The following is a 17,755-nucleotide window of genomic DNA, read 5'->3' as shown; positions in this document are numbered from 1 at the left end:
ATCTGCATGCGCTCAAGCGCACGTCTGCCCCGCCATTGTTTGCCAATGGTATGCGGGGCAGGCGGGCCTGACAATGCGCAATGAAGCGCAGGAGGGTGGGCGCCGCTGACGGCGCCTCAACCGTCCGCTCAGTGACGGAAGCGTGACACCAGCTCTCCGAGTTCTCTGGCGATGGTGTCCAGGGACGTTGCCGATGAGGCGGTCTGTTCGGTGGATGCGCTGGTTTCTTCCACCATCTGGGCAATGCTCTCGACCTGCTGCGCGATGGCCGTGCTGGCGGCGCTTTGTTCCCGGGTGGCAAGCGCCACCTCGCGGATGCGGTCGAGCGTCGTGTGCGCGCCTTCGCGGATCTTGCGCAGCGACTGTTCGGCCTCGCGGGCAAGCTCCACGCCGCGCTCGACCTGGGGCAGTGCCTTGTCCATGGATTCGACTGCGCTGCCCGTGTCGCTCTGGATGGCGCCCGTCATCGCACTGATCTCTTCGGTCGCGGACGAGGTCCGTTCGGCAAGCTTGCGGACTTCGTCCGCGACCACCGCGAAGCCGCGGCCTTGCTCGCCTGCGCGAGCGGCCTCGATGGCAGCGTTGAGGGCAAGCAGGTTGGTCTGTGCTGCGATTTCCTTGATTACCTCGGTGATCTTGGAGATCTCGTTGGCACGCGTCTCGAGCGAGCGGATCATTCCCGCAGCGGCGGAGGTCTGTTCGGAGATCACGGTCATCTCGCGCGCCGCCTCGGCAACCTGCGCCTCGCCGCCCTGGGCCAGCTGCGCTGCCGAAGAGGAGTACTGCTCAGTGTCGCGGGCAAGGTCGGAGATGTGGTTGATGGAGACGGTCAGTTCCTCGATCGCGGCAGCCATGGCTGCCGTGGAGTCGGACTGGCGGAGCGAGGCTTGGGCGACCTGGCCCGACGAGGTCGAGATGTTCTCGGCGGTGTGCCGCACGACGCCGGACTTTGCCGAGATCTCGCCCACCATCTGGCGAATCGCGCTCAGCATGCGCGACAGCTCGGAGAGCAGACTTCCGCGTTGCGCGTTGGGAATGGCAACGGTGAGGTCTCCCGAGGCGGCGAGGTCCATCAGGCGCATTGCTTCGGTCGGCTCGCCGCCGATCTGGCGCAGCACCGAGCGGCCGATCTGAACACCGAGCGCCACCACGACCAGCATGATCACCAGGCTGACAAGCATATCGACCAGCACGCTGTTCCAGAACTGGGTCTCGACGTCATCCATGTACACCCCGGTACCGATGACCCAGCCCCAGGGCGCGAAGGTGGCGACGTACTGCAGCTTGTCGACCGGGTCGGTGCTGCCCGGACGGGGGAAGGCGGTATCGACGTAGCCGGAGCCGTTGCGGCTGGCTGTGCCGACCACGTCCTTGATCGTGTAACGCCCCTTGCCGTCACGGACCTCGTTGCTCACATCGCGCCCCTTCCACTCCGGGCGGAAGGGGTGCATCACCGTCGTCGCCGACAGGTCGTAGATGTAGAGGTATTCGGTCTTGCCGTCGTCGCCGCCGTAGCGCATTGCCTGAATGGCCTGGATGGCCCTCGACTGGGCTTCCGGAGTGCCCAGCTCGCCACTGCGGGCGTGAAAGGCAGCCGAGACCTGCACGGCGCTCTCGACGATGGAGCGGACCTGGAGCTTGCGTGTTTCGGTGAGCTCGGCCTTGAGCTGGATCGCATCCAGGACCATGACGGTAGCCAGGCCCAGGAAGGTGGCGGCGATCAGCAGGATGATCTTGGTTCTGAACTTCAGGTTGTCGAGCATGGCTGTCCCCAGGCACCGTTGATGTACTCAACGCCGGTATCGGCTATAAGCCTGGAGACTTTAGCAGTTTATTGCGAAATGCTACGGCTCGCTCCGCCACGACCGAGGCGGCGGGGGGCGAGCTTCAGCGAGCCTTTGGTCACATGCGATCGATCACGAGGTAGACCAAGGTCTGGTTGAGCAGCAGATAGGCGATCTCGCCGAAGGTCATCGGTCCGGTGAAGGCGCCTGTTCGGCGCCCCTCCAGGCCGTCATGGACGTAGTTGAGAATGCAGTTGCACGAGAACGCCGCGTGTCCGCCCTCTGCGCTCGAGTGCGTCGGCGGCAGCCGGCGGGCCAGGCGATAGGTGGTGTCCTTGAATACGGGGGCGTAGAAATCGACGCGCCTGGTGCTGGCATCGATGCTTTTGAAGGACACGTTGACCATCGCCCCGCAATAGTCGGCGACCAAGGGCAGGCGCAGATCGCCGCCATGTGCTTCGAGGTAGTCCGCAAGGAGCGACGGAGCGCCATTGACGAGGCATTCGCGTGCCGAGAAGCCCGTTTCCGGAAAGCGGATGTCGTCGCCCCGGCCTTGCGCCAACAGATTGATGATCTCCACCCGGGCGTAGCAGTCGTCCGGGAGAGTGACATGCATCACCACCGCGCGCTCGGAGTCGAACTCTCCCGTTTGCCCGTTGATCACCATGGGGGTGGCGCGTTCGATATCGTCGAGGTGGCAGCCCGATACCCAGCCGACGAGGGGTTTTACGAACATGTCGTCGAACCCCGGCGCGTTGCGCGCGTAATGCGAGTGCACCGCAGAGAACGCCGGAATGATCAGTATGGAGTAGCCGTTGTCCGGGGCTTCCACACATATCCGGTCGAGCGAGGTCACGTCATGGAAGCGGATCCGCGGTACTGGCGAGACGTGTGCGATCTCGCTCACGAATACGCGATTGCGGCTCATCTCGCCGCCGTCCTGCGCCATGAAGTACGGAATCGTGCCGCCGATCCAGTTGCCGCGCGGCAGCTGGCGCAGCAAGTCCTCGTCGCCGGCAATGGTCAGGAAGGCGCCACGTTCGATGCGCCGTGCTGCCTCGACAAGGCCGAGTAACGAACCGTGTGCGGAGGCGCTTTGCTCAAGAGGAGTCCCAGCCACGTCATTCGCTCCTGATCTGGCTGAGTTCATGCGCGAGCAGGCGCTTGTTCTTGAGGAAGTACCGGTGCAGTTCCTGCAACTTGAGCGTGCGCACCTCGACGTCGGAGATCATCTCGAACTGCGCGCGCAGCCGTGTCAGCAGCAGCTTCAGGCCGAGGACGCGGATGTCGAGTTGTCGTCCGCCTTCCAGCAGCGCGACCCACACTGGGTCCGCCACGTCGGGCACGTCCGGGTCCGCCGCCGCGCCTGCGTCAGTTTCGCTGCCGTGCGCTGCGATACACTTGGCCGGGGAGCGGTCGAAGCCCCAGCGGCCGCTGTCCATCGCATAGCGCAATCGCCAGAGTTCGGTGATCGGCAGGTCGAGCAGGGTGCAGATGCTCTGCAGGCTGCATCCCTCGCGCAGAAAGGTGAAGATCCGCTCGTTGAGCGCGCGCGTGAATGGCAGGTCTGGTTCGCCGGCCCACGGTTGGCGCGACAGGTCGGCCGTGCCTGGCGCCTGGACGTGGATATGGATCTGCCAGGCGCCGAAGTTGGCGTGCCGCCAGGACAGTGTCCGCGTACCCGGCACAGGCCGCGCGCGTATGATGCCCAACCAGGGGCGAGGGGTTTCCAGTCCGATCCAGATGTCGTGGCGACGGCCACCATTCTCCTTGCAGTCGGTAACCGTCCACGGCGCCTCGACATCCAGCAGTGTTTGCCACAGGTGTCGCTCGTTATTCATTGTCGGCGGGTCTCCAGCCATCGGATCGAGTGATCAAGTGCGCCGCCGTGACGGCTGCGCCACGTGCGCTGGAGAGCGCTCAGGCAACAATCATGCCATTGTTGTGCAGATATATGCGTTATGAAAAATGCCGGGCGCGCTGAAACCCCTGCAGCTGAGGGCCGGCGAGCGCTTCGGGCGCCCGCCGGCCCTGTACGATGCCGCGGTGCAACTGTTTCACGCAGTGGCCTGTGCCAAGTGCTCCTGCTCCACGCGTGTTCCGAAACGATGCGCGCTGCTCATGAATGCTGCTCCCCAATTTGCGGGGGGCTGTCTTAGGCGCTGCCCTTGGTGAGCGCCCTCAGGCTATCGGCCACCGCCTTGGTGTGCACCGCCGTGTCCGCGGTGCGGCGGCTCGACTGCTCGATGCTCTCGAGCAGCTTGGTGAGGTCGGCCACGCCGGACGATTGGCCTTCGATCTCGCGCGCCACATTGCTGATTGCATCCGCGAGCCGGGAAATGTCGCCACCGATCTCGGTCGCACTGGTACGCGATTTCTCCGCGAGCTTGCGCACCTCGTCTGCGACCACGGCGAACCCGCGCCCCTGTTCTCCGGCCCGTGCCGCCTCGATCGCGGCGTTGAGCGCGAGCAGGTTGGTCTGGTCGGAGATCTGCTGGATCACGCCTGCAACGCTCTTGATGCGGGCACTGGCTTCGGCCAGGCCGCGCGCGCTGGCGGCGACCTCGCCCGCACGCGCGGCAAGTTCGACGACCGTACTGCCGGCGCGATGGACGACCTCGTCCTGCTCGACGATGTGTGCGGACAGCGCATCCATCGACCCGTAAAGGTCGCCGGCACAACCATCCAGTTCCCGCGCAGTGTGCTCGCGCAGCGTGTTCGCCTCCCGGAGCACCCGCCCAAGATCGTTGAGTCCGGTGAACACCCTCGCCATCGATTCATCCAGCCCGCTGGCGTCGAGCGAGCTGTCGAAGTGCTGGGCCTCGAAACTCTCGATCTGCTGAACCACGACACGCGACAGGCCCGCGAGCTTGGCGACCTGGCGGCGCAGGAAAAAGGCCTTGAACTCGCCGTAGTGGGCCACGAACTGGTCCACGAAGCCGTCGCGGAAGCCTTCTCCGGTGCGCACGCGGAAGAAGAAGATGGCAGTCAGGGTCTGGTTCAGATTCAAGCCCAGAATTTCGCCAAAGGTGGAGAAGCCGGCGAGTGGCACGCCCTCCATGACCTTGCCCATGTCGCCGAGCTCGCGCTCGTTGTAGAGCCTGCGCAGGATGCAGTCGTTGAGGATGCCGGCCACCGGCAGTCCCGGCTTGCCTTCCAGGAAGCGCTGGAAGTCCTGCCGTGTGCGTTCGGCCAGCCCGGTGCGGCGGACCATGACCAGCTCCTCGCCCGGGGCGACGTCGCAGTAGAAGTGCACGCGCCCGCTATCCAGGTCCATGCGTGCGATTGAGCGCACGTAGATTTCCTTGCCGACGCGAATGGCGAAGGAGTACTCGGCCAGCTTGGCCTCTAGCGAGCTGCGATCGCATTTGAGTCGGTCGCACAAGGCGTCGACCAGGGTGCCGATGCGGCCCTGCTGGTCGAACACCTGGCTGACGTAGCGTTGCTCCAGCGAGGCGGACAAGACGTTGAACACGACATCCGTGGGTTCGAAGTTCTGGCTCTTGAACACGCCGAAACGCACGCCCGGCGCCGTTCTGACGAAAGTGACGAGGGCGTGGTTGTCCAGGCGCCGCTTGCCGTCGTGCAGCCAGGACACCTTGAAGTCGAGCGTGCCGCCGGCGGAGCCGCCCACGAACAGACAGGGGAAGCGGCCGCTCTCGTACAGGGCCTCCATGAAGAACGACTCGGATGCCGACAGGCCGTCGAACAGCACGTAGGCGAAGGTGTCGCGGTGATCGATGTCGAGGGCGATGCCGGCGTTCTCGATGCTCCTTGCCAGTCGCGCCACGCGCTCCTTCATCGGCACGGCAACCGAGCCGCGGCGCAAGTCCTCGCTGCCTAGGGGGATCGCCACCACTTCGGCGCGGGCCACCAGTGAGGCGTCGAAGCACTGGAGGACGATGCGATCCCAGCTTCCGCCGGTCGTGCAGTAGAGCTGGCCCTGTTCGGAGCAGAGCTCGCCTGCGGTCGTGCACATGGCCAGCGCCGCATCGGGAAAGCGCCTGCGCACCTCGGCCGCGCTGCGGTCGATGTCGACGTGCGGCGACACGAAAGCGACCACGAATGTGGGCTTGATGCGCAAGGCGTCAAGCGCTGCCCCCAGCGTCGCCGAGGATGCCTGCAAGGTCACCACCCCTGCCGCATTGGCGGCTTGTTTGCGCAAGAACAGTCCCATGATCTCCTCGACCTCCGTTCATTCGGGTTCGTTGTTGTCCGAGCATCCGCGCCGCGCTCGTTTGTAAGCACTCGGGCCAGGCAAAGCACGAAATGGGCCTGCCGTCCGGCTTGGCGCAAATCTGGACCAGTCCGTAACATCGGCACTTTTTGCGGACCGCTTGAGGATGAACAAGGCCTTTGTGAAGGAAAGTGACGGCGACGGCGATGGCGACGAGGATCTGGCGCCGGGCCTGCGTCTGCCGGCCGGCAGCAAGAACTACATGACCCGGCGTGGTTACGACGCCTTGCGTGCGGAGCTCGACCAGCTCGTGCGCTTCGAGCGTCCGAAGCTCGTCGAGACGGTGGCGTGGGCGGCAGGCAATGGCGACCGTTCGGAGAACGGAGACTACATCTACGGCAAGAAGCGGCTGCGCGAGATCGACCGGCGCATCCGTTTCCTGATCAAGCGCATCGAGAACGCCGAGGTGGTGGACCCCGAGCGCCAGCGCGAGCTGGAGCAGGTGTTCTTTGGCGCTACGGTGAGTTTCTGCGACCTGGACACCGGCGAGGAGCAGACCCTGCAGATCGTGGGAGTGGATGAGGCTGATGCGACCCAGGGCCGGATCAGCTGGATATCGCCGCTTGCACGTGCCGTGCTGAAGTCGCGGGTCGGCGACGTGGTGCGCTTCCAGAGCCCGGCCGGGCTGCGTGAGCTGGAGATCGTCGGCGTGGTCTACGTTTGAGGCAAGTCAACGTTATCTCTTTGTATTTCATTGGAGTATCTGCGGTGGTGTGGGCGCGATGCAGCTAAAGTCGGAGGTGTATTTGGCCGATAGCAAACGCACAGGTTGCAGCCGCTGGCCGTGCAGGGGGGCTGACAGACCGAAGAAATCATAGAGAGGGAGGGAAGGGATATGCGCCTTGGATCATTGACCGTCGTGCAGCGTGTCTCGCTGCTGGTCGTGGTGGCGATGGCTGGCCTGGCATTGCTCACTGCAGTGGCATTGCGTGATGCGCACCGCCACATGACCGAAGGCTATGAGCGCAACGTCAGGAGCCAGGTCGAGGTCGCCCACGGTCTGATTGCGCATTTCCACGCCCTGGAGCGCAGCGGCGCAATGAGCCGGGCCAATGCGCAGGAGGCCGCCAAGGCGGCGTTGCGCGGCCTGCGCTATCAAGGCAACGAGTACTTCTGGGTCAATGACAGCGGTCCGGTGATGCTGATGCACCCGATCCGCCCCGATCTCGAGGGGGTGGACCTGTCTCCGAATCGTGATCCGCAGGGCAAGTACCTGTTCCGCGAGTTCGTGCGCGTGGCGCGTGCCGATGGCGCCGGTTTCGTGGATTACCTGTGGCCGCGCCCGGGGTCGGAGACGCCCCAGCCCAAGCTGTCCTACGTCAAGATGTTCGCGGAGTGGGACTGGATCGTCGGTACGGGCGTGTATGTCGATGATATCGATACCGCCATGCGTGGCGCGGCGACCGGCTTCGGTATCTTCGTGCTGGCGGTGCTCGTCGTCCTCGGCCTGATCTCGTGGTGGGTGGTGAGGGGCGTGGTCCGTGCGCTCGGCGGCGAGCCGGCCTATGCCAACGAGGTCATGCGCCAGGCCGCTGCGGGTCAGCTCGATGTCAGGGTCGCCAATCGCGCGGGCGCAGACAGCCTGCTTGGTACGCTGTCGACCATGCTTGGCCAGTTGCGCGCCATGGTGGGCGAAATCGGCCAGGGTTCGGGGCGGCTGACCGATACCGTGCGGGACATCTCTGAGGTCGCGCGGGTGGTGTCCAAGGCGTCGGCCGTGCAGACCGACTCGACCGCTGCCATCGCAGCCGCGGTCGAGGAGATGACGGTGAGCGTGGAGCACATCTCGGATGGCGCCCGCCATGCCGAGGAGAACTCGGCGGCGACGTCCGAGCTGGCCCATGAGGGCGCGGCGCGGGCCGAGCGTGTGGTCACGGAGATGAACTCGATCGCTGCCAAGGTCGGGGCGGCTGCAGGCAAGCTGCAGAACCTGGTCCTGCGTGCGGACGAAGTGGGATCGATCGCCAACGTGATCAAGGAGATCGCCGGGCAGACCAACCTCCTGGCCCTCAACGCGGCGATCGAGGCCGCCAGGGCCGGCGAGCAGGGGCGCGGCTTTGCGGTCGTTGCCGACGAGGTGCGCGGCCTGGCTGAGCGCACCGCCGCGGCGACGGTCCAGATCGAGCAGGTCATCGAGGGCATCCAGACCGAGACCAAGGGCACGGTCGATGCCATGGCCGAGGTGACGGCACAGGTCGAGGGCGGCGTGGTGCTCGTCGATGAGACGTCCGAGTCCCTGCATCAGATCAGGTCCGGCGCCGGCGAGGCGCTGGAGAAGATCCGCGGTGTGGCTTTCGCCACCCGCGAGCAGCGCGCCGCAGCAACCGAGATCGCCCAGCAGGTCGAGCGGATCACCTCGATGGCGCAGGACACCACGGCCGAGATGGCCTCGATGGCTCAGCTGGCGGAGCGCATGGAGCAACTGGCAGGCGACCTCAACCAGCTCGTCGGCCGCTTCCGCTGCTGAGCGCCCGCCCCGCATGCGCGGGCAGGCCCTTGAAAGTGGGAGCACCGCCCCCATCTGCGGCTCCGTCCTGATCAAACAGACGGAGCCGCAGTCACATGTCCGAAGTACAGAACCCGAACAACGCGTCGTCCCAGACCCTGAACTTCCAGGCCGAGGTGAAGCAGTTGCTTCACCTGATGATCCACTCGCTGTATTCCAATCGCGAGATCTTCCTGCGTGAGCTGGTCTCGAACGCATCCGATGCCTGCGACAAGCTGCGTTTCGAAGCCCTCGACAACGGCAGCCTGTACGAAAACGACGCCGAGCTGAAGATCCGCATCGGCTTCGATGCCGAGGCCAGGACCATCACCATCGCCGACAACGGCATCGGCATGAGCCGCGACGAAGCCATTGCCCACCTGGGCACCATCGCCAAGTCCGGTACGCGCGAGTTCTTCGGCCAGCTCACCGGCGACCAGAAGAAGGACGCCAACCTCATTGGCCAGTTCGGCGTCGGCTTCTACTCCGCCTTCCTCGTCGCCGATCGCGTCACCGTGCTCACCCGTCGCGCCGGCCTGGCTGCCGGCGAGGGTGTGAGGTGGGAATGCTCGATGGCCGGCGATGAAGCTGGCGCCTACACCGTGGCGCAGGTCGACAAGGCCGGCCGCGGCACCGAGATCACCCTGCATCTGCGCGAAGGCCAGGAAGACCTGCTGTCGTCGTGGAAGCTCAAGAGCCTGGTCCGCAAGTACTCCGATCACATCGTGCAGCCGATCGTGATGAAGAAGGAGGAGTGGAACGACGAGCAGAAGAAGCAGGTGCTCACGGACGAGGACGAGACCGTCAACCAGGCCAACGCCCTGTGGGCCCGGGCCAAGAGCGACATCACGGATGACGAGTACAAGGCCTTCTACAAGCACGTTGCGCACGACTTCGACGAGCCGCTGGCGTGGACCCACTCGCGTGTCGAGGGCCGCCATGAATACACCAACCTGCTCTACATCCCGAAGAACGCGCCCTTCGACCTGTGGGACCGCAACGCCAAGCACGGCATCAAGCTGTACGTGAAGCGCGTCTTCATCATGGACGACGCCGAGAAGCTGATGCCGACCTACCTGCGCTTCGTGCGCGGCGTGGTCGATTCGGCCGACCTGCCGCTCAACGTGTCGCGCGAGATCCTGCAGGAGTCGAAGGACATCGACACCATCCGCTCGGGCTGCACGAAGAAGGTGCTGTCGATGCTGGAAGGTCTGGCCAACAGCGAGGAGGCTGCCGACAAGGAGAAGTACGCCGACTTCTGGAAGGCCTTCGGCAAGGTGCTGAAGGAAGGCGTGGGTGAGGACTTCGCCAACAAGGAGAAGATCGCCGGCCTGCTGCGCTTCGCCTCGACCCAGCTCGACACGGCGGACGAGGTCGTCTCGCTGGCCGACTACATCGGCCGCATGAAGGAAGGCCAGGACAAGATCTACTTCGTCACCGCCGAGACCTTCAATGCCGCGAAGAACAGCCCGCATCTCGAGGTCTTCCGCAAGAAGGGCATCGAGGTGCTGCTGCTGTCGGACCGTGTCGATGAGTGGGTGACCGGCAACCTCACCGAGTTCGACGGCAAGCCGCTGGTCTCCGTCGCCAAGGGCGGCCTGGACCTGGGCGCACTGGAGGACGAGGCCGAGAAGAAGGAAGCCGAGAAGGCCGCTGACGAGTACAAGGAACTGCTCGACAAGATGAAGGCGAGCCTGGGCGAGCGCGTGAAGGACGTGAAGGTGACCCTGCGCCTGACCGATTCGCCCGCCTGCCTGGTGGCCGACGAGCACGATCTGGGCATGAACCTCGCCCGCATCCTCAAGGCCGCGGGCCAGAACGCGCCGGTCTCCAAGCCCATCCTCGAGATCAACCCGAGCCATCCGGCGGTGCTGCGCCTGAAGTACGAGGACAAGCACTTCGACGACTGGGCAGCGGTGCTGTTCGACCAGGCCCTGCTGGCCGAGGGCGGCACGCTCGACGACCCGGCGACCTTCGTCAAGCGCATCAACCAGCTGATGATGGCGATGAGCGGCAGCTAAAGCGGGCCCATACCGGCGCTGCGGGTCAGGCCGCCGGCTTCACGGGAGGGGGTGTCCGTCAGGGCGCCCCCTCCTTGTTCCTGGCGGTCGAGGGCATGTCCTGCATGTTGCCCGCAGTCTCGGCATTGCCCACGCCCAGGGGAGAGGTGGGCGCCTCCTGCGTAGCCGGGGCCGCTGTGGATTCGGCTGTCGAGGGCGCGGCGGTATCTGGTACGGGGGGCTGGACCCGTCCTTCCGCCCGCCGCAGCCAGGGGTAGGCGAGTGCATGGTAGAGCGGGACCGGGGCGACCGAGCGCGATACGCCATGCGCCACCACCGCCGTCGCCATCAGCGGCAGCAGCATCTGGTGGTTGGCCGTCATCTCCATGACGATCACGAAGGAGGTGATCGGCGTCTGTGTCATGGCAGCAAGAAAGGCCACCATGCCCAGGACCAGGATGGCCGGGTCGGGTTCGCCGGGCAGCAGCATGGCGATGTCCGATCCCAGTCCGGCGCCCACGGCGAGCGCGGGTGCGAACACGCCGCCCGGGATGCGCGACACGAAAGCCAGCCAGATCACCGCCATCTTCATCAGCATGAAGGCCATCGGCAGCGCGGCGCTGCCTTCGAGCGCAGCCTTGGATTCGGCATAGCCCGTGCCGTAGGTCAGGCCGCCGCTGGCGACGCCGATCAGGCCGGTGAGCAGGCCGCAGAACGCGGCAAAGCGCACCGGCTGCGTCTGCGCGATGACGCCCACTCGCCCGGGCAGGCCGCGCGCCGAGGCGATCAGCACGCGTGAGAAGCCGCCGCCGAGCAGGCCGCCGACCACGCCGCACAGCAGCACCGGCCAGATGCCGTCGGGCCAGCCGATCGTGGCCAGGGTGCGGCCGAAGTAGGTGTAGTTGCCAAGCACGGCCAGTGACATCAGACCGGCGAAGATGACCGCGGTGAGCGTGGTGCTGTTGGCGCGGAAGGCACGGTAGCGGCACATCTCCTCGATTGCGAACATGATGCCGCCGAGCGGGGTGTTGAAGGCCGCGGCCACGCCTGCGCCGCTGCCGGCGACGATGAGGTCGCGGCTCGACGCGATGCGCCGGTGCCGCTTTCGGCTCGCCAGCATGTGCATGATCGAGGCACCGATCTGGATCGAGGGGCCTTCGCGTCCGATCGAAGCGCCCGACAGCAGGCCGCCCAGCGTCAGGAATACCTTTGCGATCGCGATGCGCAGCGACAGCAGCTGCTTGCGTACCCGCCCGTCGTCGGAGAGGGAGGCGGCGATGGCCTGTGGGATGCCGCTGCCTTCCGTCCCGGGAAAGAAACGCCGTGATACCCAGGCGAGCGCAGCAAAGCCTGCTGGCGCGACGATCAGGCTCAGCCAGGGGCGCTCGCGCATCACGCCGGCGTGGGCCTCGATGGCAAGCTCGGCACCGATCGCGAAGGCGATTGCGAGCAGCCCCGCGAACAAGGCGGCGCCAACCAGCAGCAAGCGGACACGCCAGCGGCGCAGCGAGAGCCAGGGCAGGGCGTAGCGGCGACCGCCGCGTAACAGCCGGCTCAGGCTCCAGCGAGTTCGGGTCGGCGTATCGAGTTTCGGGTCGGGGCTCATGAGGGCTCTGTTGCGGTACAGCATGGCGCCGTTCCGGAGGGGCGCTGACGACTGAACCGGGCTCGTTGCGTGCATGCTGCACATGCGAAAGGTGAACGATACCGTTACCATAGACGCCGTGGCAGGCAATGATGTTTTTTTGACAATGAAGCTTTGAGCAAATATAGTCCGAGCGAGATTCAGACAGTGGAAAACCAAGCAAGAGCAAGCAAGCCGGCCGCGCCGGTGACCCCGCTTTCGGTGCTGCAGCGTTTCAGGATCCTGATCCGCACGGCGCAGCGCCACTCCCAGTGGATCGAGCGCCAGAGCGGAGTGACAGGGGCGCAGCTATGGGCTCTGCAGGAACTCAAGGAGTCAGCTGGCCTGCGGGTGGGCGAACTCGCCAACCGCATGGCGCTGCATCAATCGACCACGTCCAACATGGTCGATCGGCTCGAGACTGCGGGCTTGCTTCGCAAGGAGCGCACCACTGTCGACCAGCGCGTCGTCCGTCTCTACCTTACCGAAGAGGGCCAGGCACTGCTGGCGCGGGCGCCATCTCCGGCGCGCGGGGTTTTGCCCGAGGCCTTGCGGCTGATGGATGAGGCGGGCCTGGAGAGCCTTCAAAGCGAGCTCGACAAGCTGCTGCGCCAGATCAAGAATCTTGACGAAGGCTTTGGCATGCAGCCCTTGCCCTTCACCGAATGAGCGATGTTCCGCCTGGCACGGTCGGAACGTCCCGACCGTGTCTTACACACAGTGTTTCTTGCACTTGTGCGGACAGCAGCTTGAGCGGCCGACCGGCCGCTCTTTTTTTGTGTGCGCCCGGCATTGTGGCGTGCCAGGGCACCGCATCCGGATGCGCCTAGTGCTTTCTTGACAGCCCCTGCGTGGCGCGCGCCAGGCCATCGAGCGTCATCGGGTACATGCGTCCGCCGACGATCTGGTGGATCAGCTCGATCGACTTGCGGTAGGGCCACAGGCGTTCCGGTTCCGGGTTGAGCCAGGCCGCTGCCGGGTAGGCGTCGAGCAGCCGCCGCAGCCAGGTGGCGCCCGGCTCGGCGTTCATGTGCTCGACCGAGCCATGCGGATGCAGGATCTCGTAGGGGCTCATGGTGGCATCACCGACGAAGATGAGCTTGTAGTCCGGCCCGTACTTGTGGATGACGTCGAGTAGCGGTGTGCGCTCGGCGTGCCGGCGGCGGTTGTCGCGCCAGACACCCTCGTAGACGCAGTTGTGGAAGTAGAAGTACTCGAGGTGCTTGAACTCGAGCCGGCAGGCCGAGAACAGCTCCTCGCAGATCTTGACGTGGTCGTCCATCGAGCCGCCAACGTCGAGGAAGAGCAGCACCTTGACCGCGTTGTGGCGCTCTGGCCGCATCATCAGGTCCAGCCAGCCGGCGTTGCGTGCGGTGGCGGCGATCGTGCCGTCGAGGTCGAGCTCCTCGGACGCGCCCTGGCGGGCGAAGCGGCGCAGCCGGCGCAGGGCAACCTTGATGTTGCGGGTGCCCAGTTCCACCGAGTCGTCCAGGTTGCGGAACTCGCGCTTGTCCCACACCTTGACCGCCGTGCGGTTGCCCGCCGATTCGCCTCCGACGCGGATGCCTTCCGGGTGGGTGCCGTTGTTGCCGAAGGGCGAACTGCCGCCGGTGCCGATCCATTTGTTGCCGCCCTGGTGGCGTCCTTTTTGCTCCTGCAGGCGCTTGCGGAACTCGTCCATCAGCTTGTCCCAGCCGAGCTTTTCCAGCTGTGCGCGCTCCTCGGGGCTGAGGTGCTTGCGTGCCATTGCCCGCAGCCACTCCTCGGGCAGGTCCGCCTCGAGGCCGGGGAGCTCGGTGACCCCCTTGAAGTACTCGCCAAAGGCTTGGTCGAAGCGGTCGTAGAGCGCTTCGTCCTTCACCAGGCAGGTGCGTGCAAAGTGGTAGAAGTCGTCGATGGAGGGGCCGCACACGTGCGCCTTCATCCCCTCGAGCACGGTCAGGAACTCGCGCGTCGACACCGGCAGCTTGCGTGCCTTCAGGTGCAGGAAAAAATCGATCAGCATCGGCAGCTCCGCGGGCGTGGACCTCAGTCCTGTATCTGCATCGCCCAGGACAGGGCCTGCATGTGGCACTCCGTGGCCTGCTCGGGCGAGATGCCGCAGCGCTCGGCGGCTTCGGCCAGGCCGTCGCCCTGGGTTCGCTCGCAGGCAATGGCGAGCTGGAGCAGGTCGTGGAGAGGGCCCCCCTTGCCGCGGACGGCAGCATCGATGTCGGCGCTGAGGGCCAGCGGCGCCAGCGCCTTGTCGAGCGGAACCTGCAGGATCACGTCGATGAGCGACAGCAGGCCGACGAGGAACAGGGCGTCACGCTCGGCGCTCGGGTGCGCGGCGGCGAGCAGTTCCATCATGCGGCCGCGGACGAGCGCCGTCTCCAGCGCCGCGCCGCCGCGCTCGCTTTCGGTTGCCGTGCTGCAGACGAGCAGGATCAGCCAGCGGTAGAGCTTTTCGCGGCCGAGCAGCGCGAGCGCGTTCTCGATCGAGGACACGCTTTGCGGCAGCGCATTGGCAGCCGAGTTGATGTAGCGCAGCAGGCGCAGCGACAGGGCAGCGTCCTGCTTGAGCAGCTCGGCCAGCTCGTGGGTATCGGCGTCGGCGCGCAGGCGGGCGATCAGGGTGCCGATGCGCAGTGTGCTGGGGCCGAGTTCGCGCTCGGTCCAGTCCTCGCGGCGGGTGATGAAGGGGCCCTGGAACAGGCTCGCGCCGAGCTTGAAACTGAACCGGAACTCCTCGATCGAGGGCAGTTCGCGCACCAGCAGGCGCGCGTTGGGCGCAACCTCGAGGGCGATGTTGCTCAGCTGCAGGCCACGGCGGGCATCCAGGCCCTGCGCATGGGCGATGATGAAGTCGGCCCAGGGCAGCAGGCCGTTGAATTCGGTGACGACGTTGGGGTCGTGCAGGCCAAGCCTGAAGCCGCGTTTGCGCAGGTCCTCGACCGTGCGCCGCAGGCTGTCGAAATCCGGCGCGCCTGCGTCGGGCAGCGCGGTGGGAATGAGGACCACGTTCGCCGCTGGCAGGTGCGCGAGGCAGGGGGCGGTGAGGAAGGAGTCCGGTACGTCGATGAAGGCGATGCGGTGCCCGAGGAGTTCACCGATATCGGCGTTGATCAGGTTGCGCACCAGCACTTCGGCATAGACGTGGTGCACCCGCCGGTTGCTGTGGCGGATGCGCGCCCGCGTGCCCTCCTGCAGCATGAACTGGTAGCCGGCGATGCGCTGGTTGCGCCCGAGGACGGCTTCGCGGCACAGGAAGGTGACGATGCCGTCGGCGCTCAGGTCGGGGGTTGTCGCGCGCAGCGGGGCGTCGCGGTTGAGCTTGTCGAACCCGTCCGTCGCCGTGCGTAGCGGGGCCGCCGACGGTTTGCCGCGGCCGAACAGCCAGGCGAGCAGTGCCTTGAACATGGTGGGTTCGCTCAGCGATTGTGGCGTGCCATGAATACCAGGCGCTCGAACAGGTGCATGTCCTGTTCGTTCTTGAGCAGGGCGCCGTGCAGGGGCGGGATGACCGTCTTGTTGTCCGTGCTGCGCAGGGCCTCGGGCGGGATGTCCTCGGCGACCAGCAGCTTGAGCCAGTCGATCAGTTCGGACGTGGAGGGCTTCTTCTTCAGCCCGGGGACGTCGCGCAGGCCGAAGAAGACTTCGAGCGCCTCGGTGAGCAGCTCCTTGCGGATCGCCGGGAAATGCACATCGACGATGCGCTGCATGGTGTCGCGATCGGGGAAGCGGATGTAGTGGAAGAAGCAGCGGCGCAGGAAGGCGTCGGGCAGTTCCTTCTCATTGTTCGAGGTGATCAACACGATCGGCCGGTGGCGGGCCTGGATGGTCTGGCGCGTCTCGTATACATGGAACTCCATGCGGTCGAGTTCGCGCAGCAGGTCGTTCGGGAACTCGATGTCGGCCTTGTCGATCTCGTCGATCAGTACCACGGTCGGGCGCTCGGCTTCGAAGGCCTGCCACAGCACACCCTTGACGATGTAGTTGGAGATGTCGCGGACGCGGTCGTCGCCGAGCTGAGAGTCACGCAGGCGCGACACCGCGTCATATTCGTACAGGCCCTGCTGGGCCTTGGTGGTGGACTTGATGTGCCACTGCAGCAAGGGCAGACCAAGGGCATCGGCGACCTGTTCTGCAAGCATGGTCTTGCCAGTGCCGGGCTCGCCCTTGATCAGCAGCGGGCGTTGCAGGCGGATGGCGGCGTTGACCGCGAGCATGAGGTCGGGCGTGGCGACGTAGTCGCGGGTGCCTTCGAAGCGCAGATCGGACATGCATGATTCCTCGTGTCGAATGGCATTGATTATACGGCCGGAGTGCGGGGCACTGGCCTCGCGAATCCGCCCGCGTGCAGGCAGAGCCGCCGCTGCAGTGCTAGCATCGCGCGCCATGAACATCGACGCCATCCGCCAGCGCCTGCGTACGCTCGGCGCCCGCCCCAGTCACGAAGGCCGCTTGCTGCGCGCCTGGCTGCAGGGGCGCGCGCTCGATGCCGGCCCGCACACCGACTCGAACCGCTTGCCCAAGGCCTTGCAGGCCGCCTTGCCCGCGCTCGAAGCGGAGCTGCTCGCGCTCGCCCGCGTGCGCTCCGAGCACCCCGGTGAGGACGGCACCCGCCTGCTGGTCGAACTTGCCGACGGCCAGACGGTGGAGAGCGTGCTGCTGCCGCGCGACGGCCTGTGCGTGTCCACCCAGCTCGGCTGCGCAGTAGGCTGCGTGTTCTGCATGACCGGCAAGGATGGCCTGCTGCGCCAGCTCGGCAGCGCCGAGATCGTCGCCCAGGTGGCACTGGCGCGCCGCCAGCGCCGGGTGCACAAAGTGGTGTTCATGGGCATGGGTGAGCCGGCGCACAACCTGGACGCGGTGGCTGAGGCGATCGAACTGCTCGGCACCGAGGGTGCCATCCCGCACAAGAACCTGGTGCTGTCGACCGTCGGCGACATGCGTGTGTTCGAGCGCTTGCCGCAGATGCAGGTCAAGCCTGCACTCGCGCTGTCGCTGCACACCACCAAGGCGGCGCTGCGCGCGCAGCTGCTGCCGCGCGCACCGCGCATCGACCCTGGCGAGCTGGTCGAGCTCGGCGAAGCCTGGGCGCGCGCCACCGGCTATCCCATCCAGTACCAATGGACGCTGATCGAAGGTGTCAATGACGGCGAGGACGAGATCGAAGGCATCGCACGCCTGCTTGCCGGCAAGTACGCGGTGATGAACATGATCCCCTTCAACACCGTCGACGGCCTCGCCTATCGCCGCCCGGATGCCGAGCGTGCCGCCGCCATCGCACGCAGCCTGCACCGCCGCGGCATCCTCACCAAGCTGCGCCAGTCTGCCGGGCAGGACGTCGATGCCGGTTGCGGTCAGCTGCGCGCGCGCGAAAGCAAGCTGGCATTCGTGCGCAGGGAAGAGAAGCGCGCCGTTCGAGGGCAGCTGCCCGGTTGAAGCGCTCTTGCCCCGCCCGCCCCAACCGCAAACCGCAGCGCGTGTCGCGCCCCCCTGTAGGAGCGGCGCCAGCCGCGAGGGGTTGAAGGCGGCGAGGTGTGTCGCAAGCCCCGAAAAGCTCGCGGCTGGCGCCGCTCCTACAGCGGGCGACGTGCGTGACGGTTTCCCGTAGGAGCGGCGCCAGCCGCGAGGGGTTGA

The 17,755-nt window shown here is 66.0% G+C and carries 13 protein-coding genes; 5 read left to right on the top strand and 8 right to left on the bottom strand.

Annotated elements, in window-relative coordinates; genetic code table 11:
* Window positions 1-128: 128 nt before the first annotated feature.
* The 4 genes from C662_RS13605 to C662_RS13590 form a co-directional block, all read right to left on the bottom strand.
* A complete protein-coding gene (locus C662_RS13605) occupies window positions 129-1,763 on the bottom strand; it encodes a methyl-accepting chemotaxis protein (protein WP_002930155.1) in 1,635 nt (544 codons plus the stop codon).
* Window positions 1,764-1,902: 139 nt separating this feature from the next.
* Entirely contained in the window at window positions 1,903-2,904 is a 1,002-nt protein-coding gene (locus C662_RS13600) for a DUF6976 family protein (protein WP_002930153.1), read from the bottom strand.
* 1 nt (window position 2,905) lies between these two features.
* Complete coding sequence (locus tag C662_RS13595; RefSeq protein ID WP_002930150.1) at window positions 2,906-3,625, bottom strand: hypothetical protein; 720 nt, start codon at window positions 3,623-3,625, stop codon at window positions 2,906-2,908.
* Between the two features lie 314 nt (window positions 3,626-3,939).
* Entirely contained in the window at window positions 3,940-5,961 is a 2,022-nt protein-coding gene (locus tag C662_RS13590) for a methyl-accepting chemotaxis protein (protein WP_002930148.1), read from the bottom strand.
* Between the two features lie 166 nt (window positions 5,962-6,127).
* Here C662_RS13590 and greB point away from each other — a divergent pair, with 166 nt between their 5' ends.
* From greB to htpG, 3 genes are all read left to right on the top strand, one after another.
* Window positions 6,128-6,685, top strand: a complete 558-nt coding sequence (gene greB / locus C662_RS13585) for a transcription elongation factor GreB (protein ID WP_002930147.1) — start codon at window positions 6,128-6,130, stop codon at window positions 6,683-6,685.
* Between the two features lie 171 nt (window positions 6,686-6,856).
* Entirely contained in the window at window positions 6,857-8,488 is a 1,632-nt protein-coding gene (locus C662_RS13580) for a methyl-accepting chemotaxis protein (RefSeq protein ID WP_002930145.1), read from the top strand.
* Between the two features lie 95 nt (window positions 8,489-8,583).
* Entirely contained in the window at window positions 8,584-10,527 is a 1,944-nt protein-coding gene (gene htpG, locus C662_RS13575; protein ID WP_002930143.1) for a molecular chaperone HtpG, read from the top strand.
* 58 nt (window positions 10,528-10,585) lie between these two features.
* On the opposite strand, the gene C662_RS13570 is transcribed toward htpG, so the two are convergent.
* Window positions 10,586-12,136, bottom strand: coding sequence for a chloride channel protein (locus C662_RS13570; protein WP_002930141.1), 1,551 nt, complete (start codon window positions 12,134-12,136; stop codon window positions 10,586-10,588).
* Window positions 12,137-12,337: 201 nt separating this feature from the next.
* Here C662_RS13570 and C662_RS13565 point away from each other — a divergent pair, with 201 nt between their 5' ends.
* Window positions 12,338-12,799 carry a MarR family winged helix-turn-helix transcriptional regulator gene (locus C662_RS13565; RefSeq protein ID WP_002930139.1) on the top strand — a complete coding sequence of 154 codons (462 nt, stop codon included), beginning with the start codon at window positions 12,338-12,340 and terminating at the stop codon, window positions 12,797-12,799.
* 157 nt (window positions 12,800-12,956) lie between these two features.
* On the opposite strand, the gene C662_RS13560 is transcribed toward C662_RS13565, so the two are convergent.
* From C662_RS13560 to C662_RS13550, 3 genes are read right to left on the bottom strand one after another with little or no spacing between them, the layout of a single operon-like run.
* Window positions 12,957-14,135 carry a vWA domain-containing protein gene (locus tag C662_RS13560; protein WP_002930136.1) on the bottom strand — a complete coding sequence of 393 codons (1,179 nt, stop codon included), beginning with the start codon at window positions 14,133-14,135 and terminating at the stop codon, window positions 12,957-12,959.
* Window positions 14,136-14,158: 23 nt separating this feature from the next.
* The gene (locus C662_RS13555; protein ID WP_002930132.1) at window positions 14,159-15,529 is read right to left on the bottom strand and encodes an EAL and HDOD domain-containing protein; all 1,371 of its coding nucleotides are present in this window, start codon (window positions 15,527-15,529) and stop codon (window positions 14,159-14,161) included.
* Window positions 15,530-15,540: 11 nt separating this feature from the next.
* Window positions 15,541-16,392: an AAA family ATPase gene (locus C662_RS13550; RefSeq protein WP_002930131.1), complete on the bottom strand. Its 852-nt coding sequence runs from the start codon at window positions 16,390-16,392 to the stop codon at window positions 15,541-15,543.
* 115 nt (window positions 16,393-16,507) lie between these two features.
* On the opposite strand from C662_RS13550, the gene C662_RS13545 reads away from it, so the two are divergent.
* Window positions 16,508-17,557 (top strand): RNA methyltransferase, encoded by a 1,050-nt coding sequence (locus tag C662_RS13545; protein WP_002930128.1) that lies wholly within the window; start codon window positions 16,508-16,510, stop codon window positions 17,555-17,557.
* The last annotated feature ends 198 nt before the right edge of the window (window positions 17,558-17,755 follow it).

It is taken from the genome of Thauera sp. 28, from assembly GCF_000310145.2.
GTDB classification, from domain to species: Bacteria; Pseudomonadota; Gammaproteobacteria; order Burkholderiales; family Rhodocyclaceae; genus Thauera; species Thauera mechernichensis.
The sequence above is the reverse complement of the archived record's forward strand: the minus strand, read 5'-3'. Positions and strand labels throughout refer to the sequence as shown.

What these genes read in the sequence shown, in the direction of transcription:
- C662_RS13605 (WP_002930155.1), bottom strand. Translation starts at nt 1,763, where the DNA reads ATGCTCGACAACCTGAAGTTCAGAACCAAGATCATCCTGCTGATCGCC.
- C662_RS13595 (WP_002930150.1), bottom strand. Translation starts at nt 3,625, where the DNA reads ATGAATAACGAGCGACACCTGTGGCAAACACTGCTGGATGTCGAGGCG.
- C662_RS13590 (WP_002930148.1), bottom strand. Translation starts at nt 5,961, where the DNA reads ATGGGACTGTTCTTGCGCAAACAAGCCGCCAATGCGGCAGGGGTGGTG.
- greB (WP_002930147.1), top strand. Translation starts at nt 6,128, where the DNA reads ATGAACAAGGCCTTTGTGAAGGAAAGTGACGGCGACGGCGATGGCGAC.
- C662_RS13580 (WP_002930145.1), top strand. Translation starts at nt 6,857, where the DNA reads ATGCGCCTTGGATCATTGACCGTCGTGCAGCGTGTCTCGCTGCTGGTC.
- htpG (WP_002930143.1), top strand. Translation starts at nt 8,584, where the DNA reads ATGTCCGAAGTACAGAACCCGAACAACGCGTCGTCCCAGACCCTGAAC.
- C662_RS13570 (WP_002930141.1), bottom strand. Translation starts at nt 12,136, where the DNA reads ATGCTGTACCGCAACAGAGCCCTCATGAGCCCCGACCCGAAACTCGAT.
- C662_RS13560 (WP_002930136.1), bottom strand. Translation starts at nt 14,135, where the DNA reads ATGCTGATCGATTTTTTCCTGCACCTGAAGGCACGCAAGCTGCCGGTG.
- C662_RS13555 (WP_002930132.1), bottom strand. Translation starts at nt 15,529, where the DNA reads ATGTTCAAGGCACTGCTCGCCTGGCTGTTCGGCCGCGGCAAACCGTCG.
- C662_RS13550 (WP_002930131.1), bottom strand. Translation starts at nt 16,392, where the DNA reads ATGTCCGATCTGCGCTTCGAAGGCACCCGCGACTACGTCGCCACGCCC.
- C662_RS13545 (WP_002930128.1), top strand. Translation starts at nt 16,508, where the DNA reads ATGAACATCGACGCCATCCGCCAGCGCCTGCGTACGCTCGGCGCCCGC.